The organism is Pseudomonas sp. AOB-7 (assembly GCF_003696305.1).
Lineage (GTDB): Bacteria > Pseudomonadota > Gammaproteobacteria > Pseudomonadales > Pseudomonadaceae > Aquipseudomonas.
This window is the reverse complement of the sequence record NZ_RFFK01000001.1, coordinates 1-12,722: the sequence shown is the minus strand read 5'-3', so window position 1 is coordinate 12,722 and position 12,722 is coordinate 1. Positions and strand designations below refer to the sequence as shown.

Sequence of the window (12,722 nt, the reverse complement as noted above, 5' to 3'; positions counted from 1 at the left end):
CCGCCTTCGTCATCGAATTCGTTTAAGGAGAACAGACAGTATGAAATTCAGTGAACAGTGGCTGCGCAGCTGGGTGAACCCGGACGTCTCGCGCGACGAGCTGGTGGCCCGCCTGTCCATGGTCGGCCTGGAAGTGGACGCGGTGATCCCGGTCGCCGGCCAGTTCAGCGGCGTGGTGGTGGGCGAGATCCTCAGCGCCGAGCAGCACCCGGACGCCGACAAGCTGCGTGTGTGCCAGGTCAGCAACGGCAGCGCCAACTTCCAGGTGGTTTGCGGCGCGCCCAACGCCCGTGCCGGCATCAAGATTCCCTTCGCCATGATCGGCGCCGAACTGCCGGGCGACTTCAAGATCAAGCAAGCCAAGCTGCGCGGCGTGGAGTCCCAGGGCATGCTCTGCTCGGCCTCCGAACTGCAGATCAGCGAGGACAACAGCGGCCTGATGGAGCTGGCGGCGGATGCTCCGGTCGGCCAGGACATTCGCACCTACCTGAGCCTGGACGATGCCAGCATCGAAATCGGCCTGACCCCGAACCGCGGCGACTGCCTGTCGCTGGCCGGTCTGGCCCGCGAAGTCGGCGCCATTTACGGCGTCTCGCTCTCGGCGGCTTCCGTCGCCCCGGTCGCGGCTGTCCATGACGAAGTGCGTCCGGTCGAGGTGCTGGCGCCCAAGGCCTGCCCGCGCTACCTGGGTCGCGTCATTCGCAACGTCGACCTGTCCAAGCCGACCCCGCTGTGGATGGTCGAGCGCCTGCGTCGCTCCGATATCCGTAGCATCGACGCCGCCGTCGACATCACCAACTACGTGATGCTCGAACTTGGCCAGCCGATGCACGCCTTCGATCTGGCCGAAATCAACGGCGGCATCCGCGTGCGCATGGCGGAAGAGGGCGAGAAGCTGGTGCTGCTGGATGGTCAGGAAGTCAGCCTGCGCTCCGACACCCTGGTGATCGCCGACCACGAGCGCGCCCTGGCGATTGCCGGCGTGATGGGGGGCGAGCACAGCGGCGTGAGCGGCAAGACCCGCGACCTGTTCCTCGAGAGCGCCTTCTTCGACAATATCGCCGTGGCCGGCAAGGCGCGCTCCTATGGCCTGCACACCGATTCCTCGCATCGCTTCGAGCGCGGCGTCGACTCGCAGCTGGCGCGCAGCGCCATGGAGCGCGCCACTGCGCTGCTGCTGGAGATCGTCGGCGGGGACGCCGGCCCGATCATCGAAGTGGCCAGTGCGGCTGACCTGCCAAACGTCGCGCCGATCACTCTGCGCGCTGAGCGCATCAGCCAGATGCTTGGCCTGGACATGGACGGCGCTGAAGTCGAGCGCCTGCTCAGCGCGCTGGGCCTGGGCGTGACCGCCGAGGGCGCCGGCCATTGGCAGGTCAGCGTGCCGAGCCACCGCTTCGATATCAGCCTGGAAGTGGACCTGATCGAAGAGCTGGGTCGTCTGTATGGCTACAACCGCCTGCCGGTGCGTTACCCGCAGGCACGCCTGGCCCCGCAGGCCAAGGCCGAAGCCCGTGCCGAGCTGCCGGCCCTGCGTCGCCTGCTGGTGGCGCGTGGTTACCAGGAGGCCATCACCTACAGTTTTATCGATCCCAAGCTGTTCGAGTTGTTCAACCCGGGTGTCGTCCCGCTGCAGCTGGCCAACCCGATCTCCGCCGACATGGCCGCCATGCGCTGCTCGCTGTGGCCGGGCCTAGTCAAGGCGCTGGAGCACAACCTCAATCGCCAGCAGTCGCGCGTGCGTCTGTTCGAGAGCGGCCTGCGTTTCGTCGGCCAGCTCGAAGGTCTCAAGCAGGAAGCCATGCTGGGCGGCGTGATCAGTGGCGGCCGTCTGCCGGAAGGCTGGGCCAATAGCCGGGAGAGTGTGGACTTCTACGATCTGAAGGCCGATGTCGAGGCGCTGCTGGGCTGTGCCGGCGCTGCCGATGCCTTCAGCTTCGTGCCAGGTGAGCATCCGGCGCTGCATCCGGGTCAGACCGCGCGCATCGAGCGGGAGGGGCGTCTGGTCGGTTTCATCGGTGCCCTGCATCCGGAGCTGGCCAAGACCCTCGGTCTGGATCAGCCGGTGTTCCTCTTCGAGTTGCTGCTGACCGAGGTGGCAGTCGGGCGCATGCCGGTTTTCAGCGAGCTGTCGCGCTTCCCCGAAGTACGCCGCGACCTGGCACTGCTGGTCGATCGCGAACAGCCGGCCGAGGCCGTGCTCGCCGCCATTCGCGAGGCGGCGGGCGAGTGGCTGACAGACCTCAAGCTATTTGACGTCTATCACGGTAAAGGCATTGATCCGCTTAGAAAAAGCCTGGCAGTCGGCTTGACCTGGCAGCATCCATCGCGCACTCTTAATGACGATGAGGTGAGTACTACTACGCAAAATATCCTCACCTGCCTCGAACAAAGGTTCAACGCCACGTTAAGGAAGTAGCGTATGGGGGCTCTGACGAAAGCTGAAATGGCGGAACGTCTGTACGAAGAGCTCGGCCTGAACAAACGGGAAGCCAAGGAGCTGGTGGAGCTGTTTTTTGAAGAGATCCGCCAGGCTCTGGAGCTGAACGAACAGGTCAAGCTTTCCGGGTTCGGTAACTTCGACTTGCGCGACAAGCGCCAGCGACCCGGCCGCAACCCGAAAACAGGAGAGGAGATCCCGATCACGGCTCGCCGTGTGGTCACCTTTCGTCCAGGGCAAAAACTGAAGGCCAGGGTCGAGGCATATGCTGGAACCAAGTCATAACGACGAGCTACCGGCGATACCCGGCAAGCGCTACTTCACCATCGGCGAAGTCAGCGAGCTCTGCGCGGTCAAGCCCCATGTCCTGCGTTATTGGGAACAGGAGTTTCCACAGCTCAATCCGGTCAAGCGGCGGGGCAACCGCCGTTACTACCAGCGCCAGGACGTACTGATGATCCGGCAGATTCGCGCGTTGCTCTACGATCAGGGCTTCACCATCGGCGGGGCGCGTCAGCGCCTCTCCGGCGACGAGGCCAAGGACGACACCACCCAGTATCGTCAGTTGATCAAGCAGATGATCGTCGAGCTCGAGGACGTGCTGCATGTCCTGCGGAAATAGGGCAAAAGAAAAAGTTGCCTTAATTCAAAAGCTTAATGTATAGTTCCTCCCGCTTTCGGTAACACGTAAGCATCGTCGGGGCGTAGCGCAGCCCGGTAGCGCACTTGCATGGGGTGCAAGGGGTCGAGTGTTCGAATCACTCCGTCCCGACCAAAAAACCCTACATCAAAGCCTGGTCAGTGATGACCAGGCTTTTTTGTGTCTGCGAATTCTTTCATCCGCCTCAATACTGTCGGTGCCGATCTGCGGGGCTCGGTAACCAATCCCCCGCAACTGAATCGTGCAATGCCAGTTCCCCGCCAGTTGACGATGCTTGAAATGGCCAAACGTTCTCGGCGCACCTGGTCGCCAATTACTGGCAAACTTGCCCATCGTTATTTGCAAGGAGCCAGTCGATGCCCGCCAGCCCGGAGCTTTCCCCCGGTCTTATCGTGATCCACGGCAACCATCTGGAAGAGTTGCGCGCGTTGGCGGTGCAGTGGATGCGTCGTTATCCGCTGCGGCCGCTGGAGAACGAAGTGCTGCTGGTGCAGAGCAACGGTATCGCCCAGTGGCTCAAGCTGGCGCTGGCCGAGCGCGACGGTTGCGGTATCGCCGCGGCGTTGGACGTGGATCTACCGGCGCGTTTTCTCTGGCAGGCCTACCGCGGCGTGTTGGGCAAGGATGCGATTCCGTCGCAGTCGCCGCTGGACAAGGCGCCGCTGACCTGGCGTCTGATGCGCCTGTTGCCGGCGCTGCTGGCGGACGACGCCTTTGCCCCGTTGCGGCGTTTTCTCGCCGACGACGGCGACCTGCGCAAGCGCCACCAGTTGGCCGAGCGCCTGGCGGATCTGTTCGACCAGTACCAGGTCTATCGCGCCGACTGGCTGGCGGACTGGGCGGCGGGGCACGATCGCCTACGCACCTCGCGTGGTGGCGAGCGCTTGCTGGACGAGGCCTCGCGCTGGCAACCGGCCTTGTGGCGGGCATTGCTGGCGGATGTCGGCGCGGAGCACCTGGCGGACAGCCGCGCCGGCGTGCATCCGCGCTTCGTCGCGCGCCTGGCCGAGCTGGACGCGCCGCCGCCCGGTCTGCCGCGGCGGATCACGGTTTTCGGCATCTCCTCGTTGCCGGCCCAGGTGCTGGAGGCGCTAGCCGCCATGGCGCGCTTCAGCCAGGTGATGCTCTACGTGCACAACCCCTGCCAGCACCATTGGGGCGACATAGTCGAGGACAAGGACCTGCTGCGCCACGAGTACCGCCGCCAGCAGCGCAAGGGCAAGCCGGCCGGGCAGATCGGCCTGTTCGAGCAGGAAGAGATGCACCAGCACGCCCAACCGCTGCTGGCTGCCTGGGGCAAGCAGGGCCGCGACTACATCAACCTGCTCGATCAGTACGACGAGCCGCAGCGCTACCGCGAGGCGTTCGAGCGCATCGACCTGTTCAGTACGGCGCGCGAGGACAGCCTGCTGGGCCAACTGCAGAACGACATTCTCGACCTGCGCCCGCTGGCGGAAACCCGCACCACCTGGCCGCCGCTGGATCCGGCGCGGGACCGCTCGCTGCGCTTCCACGTCGCCCACAGCGCCCAGCGCGAGGTGGAGGTGCTGCACGACCAGTTGCTGGCATGCTTCAGCGGAGACCCGAGCCTGCGCCCGCGCGACGTGATCGTCATGGTGCCGGACGTGAACACCTACGCGCCGCACATCCAGGCGGTGTTCGGCCAGTTCGCCAGCGACGATCCGCGGCACATTCCCTTCACCCTGGCGGACCAGGGCCTGCGCGGCAAGGAGCCGCTGCTGATCGCCCTGGAACACCTGCTGCAGCTGCCGGACAGTCGCTTCAGCGTCAGCGAGGTGCTCGACCTGCTGGACGTCGCCGCCCTGCGCGCGCGCTTCGGCATCAAGGAAGAGGAGCTGCCCACCCTGCGGCGCTGGCTGGAAGGCGCCGGCATCCGCTGGGGCCTAGATGCCCGCCAGCGCGAATCCCTGGGGCTGGGTACAGGCCTGGAACAGAACACCTGGCGTTTCGGCCTGCGCCGCATGCTGCTGGGCTACGCGGTGGGCGGGGCGGGGGCCTATGCCGGCATCGAGCCCTATGACGAGATCGGCGGCCTCGACGCCGCCCTGATCGGCCCGCTGACCCGTCTGCTGGAGGCTCTCGAACGCCAACTGGAAGCGCTGCGCGAACCAGCCAGCCCGGCGCGCTGGGGCGCGCGTTTGCGCGACCTGCTGGAGGGTTTCTTCCTGCCTCAGGACGACCGCGAGGAGGTGCTGCGCACTCAGCTGCTGGATGCCCTCGACGCCTGGCTGGCGCTGTGCGAAACCGGCGGCCTGGCAGAGCCGCTGCCGCTGCCGGTGGTGCGCGAAGCCTGGCTCGGCGATCTCGATCAGGGCCGCCTGAGCCAGCGATTTCTCGCCGGCGCGGTGAACTTCTGCACCCTGATGCCGATGCGCGCCATTCCCTTCCGTCACGTCTGCCTGCTCGGCATGAACGACGGCGACTACCCGCGCAACCAGGCGCCGCTGGACTTCGACCTGATGGCCGGCGACTACCGCCCCGGCGACCGCTCGCGCCGCGAGGGCGACCGCTACCTGCTGCTGGAGGCGCTGCTGGCGGCGCGCGAGCGCCTCTATATCAGCTGGGTGGGCCGCAGCATCCGCGACAACAGCGAGCGCCCGCCGTCGGTGCTGATCGGCCAGCTGCGCGACCATCTCGGCGCCGCCTGGAGACTGCTTGGCGGCGGCGACCTGCTGCCTGCGCTGACCACCGAACATCCGCTGCAGCCCTTCAGTCGTCGCTACTTCGGCGCCGAGCCGGGGCTGTTCAGTTACGTCCACGAATGGGCCGCGCTGCATGGCCAGGCCGCGTCCGCCGTGGCCCAGGGGGCGTTGCCGGCCTGGGAGGATGGCCAGCAGATCGGCCCCGAACTGTTGCAGAGTTTCCTCCGTGATCCGGTGAAGTGCTTCTTCGCCCGCCGCCTCAAGGTGTTCCTCGATGAAGAGGAGCAGGCCCGGCTGGACAGCGAACCCTTCGCCCTCGACGCGCTGGAACGCTACCAGCTGCAGGAGCGTTTGCTGAAAGCCGCCGTGTTGACCCCGGACGGCGATGCCGAGGACGCCCTGCTGGCGGCCGCCGACCGCCTGCAGCGCAGCGGCGTGCTGCCGCTGGCCGGCTTCGGCGCGCAATACCGCGATGCCTTGCTGGCACCGTTGCCGGCGCAGCTGCAGCGTTATCAGGGGCTCTGCCTGTTGTGGCCGGAGCTGCTGGAGTCGCCGCAGCGACTGAGCTTCAGCGCCGCCGACGTGCAGCTGGACGGCTGGCTCGGCGGCCTGCGGCGCCAGGCCGACGGCAGCCTGGCGCGCCTGGAGCTGCTGCCCGGCGCCCTGGCCAATGACAAGACCTGGAAGTGGCATCGCCTGCTGCGCCCCTATGTGCTGCACGTGATCGCCGCCGCTTGCGACGCGCCCATCAGCACGCTGTTGGTGGGCGAGGACCAGGCCCTGGTCTTCGAGCCGCTGCCGACCGAGCATGCGGCGCAGCTGCTCGCCGGCTGGCTGCAAGCCTGGAATGCCGGCATGCAGGCGCCGCTGCCGGTGGCGTTGAAGACGTCGCTGGCCTGGCTGCAGGAGGAGAACGACGACAAGGCCAGAGCCGTCTACGAGGGTGGCTACAACCTCAGCGGCGAAGTGGCCGGCAGCGCCAGCCTGGCGCGGCAGTTCCCCGACTACGCGGCGCTGACCGCCGATCGCCAGTTCCCGGTCTGGAGCGAGCGACTGTACCGGCCGCTGCTGCAAAGCCAGCCGATTGCCCTCGAGGAGGATAGGCCATGAGCCCGTCACGACGTCCCCTGGCCCTGAGCTTTCCGCTGCACGGCAGCCGCCTGATCGAGGCCAGCGCCGGTACTGGCAAGACTTTCACCATTTCCGCGCTCTACCTGCGCCTGATCCTCGGCCACGGTGGCGACGCGGCCTTCCGCGAGCCCTTGCTGCCGCCGCAGATCCTGGTGGTGACTTTCACCGACGCCGCCACCCGCGAGCTGCGCGACCGTATCCGCGCACGCCTGGTGCAGGCGGCGGCGCTTTTTCGCGGCGACGGCGAGGCCGACGCGCTGCTGCACGAGCTGCGCGCGGACTTCCCCGCGGCCCGGTGGCCCGACTGTGCCCGCCGCCTGGAGTTGGCCGCGCAGTGGATGGACGAGGCGGCCGTTTCCACCATCCATGGCTGGTGCCAGCGCATGCTGCGCGAGCACGCCTTCGACAGCGGCAGCCTGTTCAGCCAGACCCTGGAGACCGACCACAGCGAACTGCTCGCCGAAGTGGTGCGCGACTACTGGCGGCAGCACTGCTATCCGCTGCAGGGCGCGGCGCTGGCGTGGGCGGCGCGTCACTGGGGCGCGCCGGCCAACCTCGGCGCGCGGCTGCGGCCGCTGCTGGGCGAGGAGGGCGCGTCCGGCGACCAACCGCTGGGCGAGCTGCTGGAGCGAGCCCTGGCCGATCGCCAGCGCGAACTGGCGGCGCTGAAGACGCCCTGGCGCACCTGGGCCGACGAGTTGCAGGCGCTGCTGGATGCGGCCGTCGCCGCCAAGCAGGTGGATGCCCGCAAGATCCAGGCGCGCTACTACAACCCCTGGCTGAGCAAGGTGCGCGACTGGGCGAGCGGCGAGGAGGATCGTCTGGAGCTCGGCACCGGCTTCGCTCGCCTGACCCCCGATGGCCTGGCCGAAGCCTGGAAGGGCGAGCCGCCGGTGCACCCCGCCCTGGAGGCCATGGCCGTGCTGCCCGAGCGCCTCGCCGCGCTCAGCGATCCGGCCGAAACCGCACTGCGCCATGCGGCGGCCTGGGTGCGCCAGCGTTTCGACCGGGAGAAGCGTCAGCGCGCGGAAATGGGCTTCGACGACATGCTCAGCCGTCTCGACGCCGCCCTGCAGGGCGACAACGGCCCGCGCCTGGCCGAGGTGATCCGTCGCCAGTTCCCGGTGGCGCTGATCGACGAATTCCAGGACACCGACCCGCTGCAGTACCGCATCTTCGACACCCTCTATCAGGTGGAGATCAATCGCGACGACTGCGGCCTGTTCATGATCGGCGACCCCAAACAGGCCATCTATTCCTTCCGCGGCGCCGACATTCACACCTACCTGCGCGCCCGGCGTGCCACCGCCGGGCGCCACTACAATCTGGAGACGAACTTCCGCTCCAGTGAGGACATGGTGGCGGCAGTGAACGGCATATTTTTGCGCGCCGAACAGCGCGAGGGCGGGGAGGGGGCCTTCCTGCTGCGCGACGACCTGCCATTTATCGACGTGAGCGCGCAGGGGCGCAAGGAGACCTGGACGCTGGACGGCCAGGCGCAACCGGCGCTGAGCCTCTGGCACCTGGCGAGCGACGAGCCGCTGGCCAAGGGTGCCTACCTCGATGCCCTGGCCGGCGCCAGTGCCGGCGAGATCGTGCGCCTGCTGGATCTGGGCCAGCAGGGTCGCGCCGGCTTCAGCGGGGCGGATGGACTGGTCGCGCTGCGCCCCAGCGATATCGCCGTGCTGGTGCGCGACTTCAACGAGGCCCAGGCCATCCGTGGCGAGCTGGCCGCCCGCGACGTGCGCAGCGTCTACCTGTCGGACAAGGATTCGGTGTTCGCCGCCCAGGAGGCCCGCGACCTGCTGCTGTGGCTGCGTGCCTGCGCCGAACCGGACCAGGACCGTCCGCTGCGCGCAGCGCTGGCCAGCGCCACCCTGGGCCTGGCGCTGGACGAACTGGAGCGGCTCAATCTCGACGAGCGCATCTGGGAGCACCGCGTCCTGCAGTTTCGCGACTATCGCCAGCGCTGGCAGCGTCAGGGCGTGCTGCCGATGCTGCGCCAGTTGCTGCAGGACTTCGCCCTGCCGCAGCGGCTGATGGGTCGCGAGGACGGCGAACGGGTGCTGACCAACCTGCTGCATCTGGCCGAGTTGCTGCAGCAGGCCGCCGCAGAACTGGACGGCGAGCTGGCGTTGATCCGCCACCTGGGCGAGCTGCTGGCCGGTGAGGGCCAGGCCGCCGAGGAGCAGGTGCTGCGCCTGGAAAGCGACGAGGCGCTGGTGCGGGTGGTGACCATCCACAAATCCAAGGGCCTGGAATACCCCCTGGTGTTCCTGCCCTTTATCTGCGCCTTCCGCCCGCTGGACGACAAGCAGCCGCTGCAGGTGCATGACGGCCAGCGTCGGCGCCTGGTGCTCAAGGCCGACGAGGACACCCTGGCGCGCGCCGAGCGCGAGCGGCTGGGCGAGGATCTGCGCCTGCTCTACGTGGCCCTGACCCGCGCGCGCCATGGCTGCTGGCTGGGCGTGGCGGACCTGAAGATCGGCAATGGCAAGAAATCGCGGCTGCACGAGTCCGCCCTCGGCTACCTGCTGGGCGGCGACGTGCCGCTGGCCGCTAGTGCGGACCTTGCCGGCTGGCTAGCGCCATTCGCAGACGCGCCGCGCAGCGTGCTGGCCCCGGTACCGCAAGCCGGCGAGCAGCGCTATCGGGCGTCGGACGACGAACAGTTCGTCCCCCGTTGGCGCACCCCGGCGCGGCGCGCCGCCGAGCACTGGTGGATCGCCTCCTACAGCGCCCTGCGCCTCGACGAGGACGCGCCGGCCAGGGTCAACCGCTACGAAGACGCCGCACCGGACAGCCTGGCCATGCAGAACGCCTGCGACGACGAGAGCTCGGAACTGGCCCTGCCGCCGCTGCCGGCCTCGGCCCAGGGGCTGCATCGCTTTCCCCGCGGCCCCAATCCCGGCACCTTCCTCCACGGGCTGCTGGAAATGGCGGCGCAGGAGGGCTTCGCCCAGCTCGCCGCAGATTCCCTCGCGCTGCGCGAGGCCCTGGCGCGGCGTTGCCAGCGGCGCGGCCTGGAAAGCTGGATCGATCCGCTGCAGCAATGGCTGCAAGGATTGCTGGTGCAGCCGCTGCCGCTTGGCGACGACGAGGCGGTCTGCCTGGCCGAGCTGTCGCAGTACCAGGCGGAGTTGGAGTTCTGGTTCGAGGCGCGGGCGGTCGACGTGCGCCGCCTGGATGAGCTGGTGCAGCGCTGCGAGCTGCCCGGCATCGCCCGGCAACCGCTGCGCGCGGACACCCTGAACGGCATGTTCAAGGGCTTTATCGACCTGGTGTTCGAGCACCAGGGGCGCTACTACGTGGCCGACTACAAGTCCAACTGGCTGGGCGTCGACGATGGCGCCTATACCCACGACGCCATGGCGGCGGCCATGGCCAGCCACCGCTACGACCTGCAGTACGTGCTCTACGTGCTGGCCCTGCACCGACAGCTGCGCCTGCGCCTGGCGGAATACGACTACGACCGTCACCTGGGCGGCGCGCTCTATCTGTTCCTCCGCGCGCCGGCACACGGCGTCTACCTGGCGCGGCCGCCGCGTGAGCTGATCGAGCAGCTCGATGCACTGTTTATGGGTGAAGCCGAGGAGGCCATGGCATGAGTCCGACCCTGTCGCCGGCGCTGCGCGAGCGCGCCGAACTCTTCGTCCTGCTGGCCGCCTGGAGCGAGCGCGGCTGGCTACGGGAATTGGACCGCGCCCTGGCGCAGTTCCTCGCTGAGCTGGACCCGGATGCCTCGCCGCTGCTGATCCTCGGCGCGGCCCTGGCCAGTCATCAACTCGGCCAGGGGCATGTCTGTCTGGATCTGGCGGCGACCCTGGCCAACCCAGACTTCACCCTGTCCCTGCCGCCGGAAGGCGAGGATGCCGAGACCGCGACGCTGCTGCCATCCCAGGTAGTGGCGGGGCTCGAACTGGAGCAGTGGCTGGCGGCCTGCGCCGGCAGTTCGCTGCTGGAGGACCCAGGCGCGCCGCTGGTGTTGGCCGGTTCCTGCCTCTATATGCGGCGTTACTGGGACTACGAGCGCCGCGTGGCGAGCAATATCGCTCAGCGCCTACAAGCAGGCTCCGCGGCGCCGGCCGATCTCTCGGCGCGTCTGGCCACGCTGTTCCCCGAACCCCTGATCCTGGCTGGCGAGCGCCTGACCGACTGGCAGAAGCTGGCCTGTGCGCTGGCGGCTCAGGGGCGCTTCACCCTGATCACCGGCGGCCCCGGTACCGGCAAGACCACCACCGTGGTGCGTCTGCTGGCGTTGCTGCAGGAGGCGGCGATGGCCGCCGGGGCACCGCTGCGTCTGAGTCTGGCGGCGCCCACCGGCAAGGCGGCGGCGCGCCTCACCGAGTCCATCGGCGGGCAGGTGGCCTCGCTGCCGGTGGCGGACGCCGTGCGGCAGCAGATTCCCAGTACGGTAACCACGCTGCATCGTCTGCTAGGCAGTCGCCCGGACAGCCGCCACTTCCGCCACGACGCCGGTAACCCGTTGCCGCTGGATGTGCTGGTGGTGGACGAGGCGTCGATGATCGACCTGGAGATGATGGCCAGCCTGCTGGACGCCCTGCCGGCTCATGCGCGGTTGATCCTGCTGGGTGACAAGGATCAGCTCGCCTCGGTGGAGGCCGGGGCGGTGCTGGGCGATCTGTGTCGGGATGCGGAGGCCGGTGGCTACAGCGCCGCGACCCGCGCCTGGCTGGAGGCGCAGACCGGCGAGCGGATGGTCGATCCGGCGCTGGTGCCCGGCGAGCAGGCGCTGGCCCAGCATATCGTCATGCTGCGCCACTCGCGGCGTTTCGCCGGCGCCTCCGGCATCGGTCGCCTGGCCCGTGCGGTGAACCAGGCCGATGCCCAGGCCGCTCGCGCTACCCTGGCAGCCGGCAGCGACGACTTGCATGTGCTGCGTCTTGCCGGCGAGCAGGACCGTGCCCTGGTGCACTTGCTGCTGGAGGGGCTGACGGACGGCGAACGCCGAGCCCAGGGCTATGCTCATTACCTGCAGGTGATGCGAGCGGAGCGGCCGGCGCCGGACGCCGATATCCAGGCCTGGGATGGCTGGGCCGGCAGGGTGCTGGCGGCCTTCGATCAGTTCCAGTTGCTTTGCGCGGTACGCAAGGGGCCTTGGGGCGTCGAAACGCTGAACCAGCGCATCGCCCAGGCGCTGCAACGTCATGGGCTGCTGGAGCAGGAGCATGGCTGGTTCGAAGGGCGACCGGTGCTGGTGACCCGCAACGATTACAGCCTGGGGTTGATGAACGGCGATATCGGTATCGCCCTGCGCCTGCCCGAGCCTCCGGAGTTCCCCGGTGCGCCGCTGCGCCAGGTGCTGCGTGTGGTGTTTCCGCGCAACGACGGCAGCGGCGCGTTGCGTCATATCCTGCCGAGCCGGTTGAGCGCGGTGGAGACGGTGTTCGCCATGACAGTGCACAAGTCCCAGGGCTCGGAGTTCGCCCACTGTGCGCTGATCCTCCCGGACAGCCTCAACCCGGTTCTGACCAAGGAACTGGTGTACACCGGCATTACCCGGGCGCGGCATTGGTTTAGCCTGGTGGAGACCCGCGCCGGCATCTTCGAGCAGGCGGTGCTGCGGCGGGTCGAGCGGCGCAGTGGTCTGCGCGAGGCCCTGGAGAGCTGAGGGCGCAATTCTTTTCAGAAAGGTGTTGACGTGCCTTCCTCAGGCGGTAGAATGCGCGCCACTTCAGTGCTGAAGCTCTTCTAAAACCTCTTGCTAATCAATAGGTTGGATTTAAAAGAGGGGTTGCAAAGCTGGGGTTGGCGTGTAGAATGCGCGCCGGTCGACAGGGTGGTGGTTGGATCCTGTCGGTGCTTC

General features: G+C 67.9%; 6 protein-coding genes and 1 tRNA gene. All 7 read left to right on the top strand.

Annotation, left to right across the window (positions count from 1 at the left end; genetic code table 11):
• Nucleotides 1–40 precede the first annotated feature (40 nt).
• Nucleotides 41–2,419: a phenylalanine--tRNA ligase subunit beta gene (gene pheT / locus EA796_RS00035; RefSeq protein ID WP_122107037.1), complete on the top strand. Its 2,379-nt coding sequence runs from the start codon at nt 41–43 to the stop codon at nt 2,417–2,419.
• Nucleotides 2,420–2,422: 3 nt separating this feature from the next.
• On the top strand, nt 2,423–2,725 hold the full coding sequence (gene ihfA / locus EA796_RS00030; protein ID WP_003243414.1) for an integration host factor subunit alpha: 303 nt from the start codon (nt 2,423–2,425) through the stop codon (nt 2,723–2,725).
• Complete coding sequence (locus EA796_RS00025) at nt 2,706–3,062, top strand: MerR family transcriptional regulator (protein ID WP_021441988.1); 357 nt, start codon at nt 2,706–2,708, stop codon at nt 3,060–3,062. Before ihfA ends, EA796_RS00025 begins: the two co-directional genes overlap by 20 nt.
• Before the next feature lie 76 nt (nt 3,063–3,138).
• A tRNA-Pro gene (locus EA796_RS00020) sits at nt 3,139–3,215 on the top strand.
• A 242-nt stretch (nt 3,216–3,457) separates the two neighbouring features.
• Nucleotides 3,458–6,874: an exodeoxyribonuclease V subunit gamma gene (recC, locus tag EA796_RS00015; RefSeq protein WP_122107036.1), complete on the top strand. Its 3,417-nt coding sequence runs from the start codon at nt 3,458–3,460 to the stop codon at nt 6,872–6,874.
• Nucleotides 6,871–10,503, top strand: coding sequence for an exodeoxyribonuclease V subunit beta (recB, locus tag EA796_RS00010; protein ID WP_122107035.1), 3,633 nt, complete (start codon nt 6,871–6,873; stop codon nt 10,501–10,503). The genes recC and recB overlap by 4 nt, the downstream gene beginning before the upstream one ends.
• Nucleotides 10,500–12,527 carry an exodeoxyribonuclease V subunit alpha gene (gene recD, locus EA796_RS00005; RefSeq protein WP_122107034.1) on the top strand — a complete coding sequence of 676 codons (2,028 nt, stop codon included), beginning with the start codon at nt 10,500–10,502 and terminating at the stop codon, nt 12,525–12,527. Before recB ends, recD begins: the two co-directional genes overlap by 4 nt.
• Nucleotides 12,528–12,722: the final 195 nt, after the last annotated feature.

Bases quoted from the DNA above. Each gene is read 5' to 3' on its own strand.
- ihfA (WP_003243414.1), top strand. From the start codon at position 2,423: ATGGGGGCTCTGACGAAAGCTGAAATGGCGGAACGTCTGTACGAAGAG.
- recD (WP_122107034.1), top strand. From the start codon at position 10,500: ATGAGTCCGACCCTGTCGCCGGCGCTGCGCGAGCGCGCCGAACTCTTC.
- recC (WP_122107036.1), top strand. From the start codon at position 3,458: ATGCCCGCCAGCCCGGAGCTTTCCCCCGGTCTTATCGTGATCCACGGC.
- EA796_RS00025 (WP_021441988.1), top strand. From the start codon at position 2,706: ATGCTGGAACCAAGTCATAACGACGAGCTACCGGCGATACCCGGCAAG.
- recB (WP_122107035.1), top strand. From the start codon at position 6,871: ATGAGCCCGTCACGACGTCCCCTGGCCCTGAGCTTTCCGCTGCACGGC.
- pheT (WP_122107037.1), top strand. From the start codon at position 41: ATGAAATTCAGTGAACAGTGGCTGCGCAGCTGGGTGAACCCGGACGTC.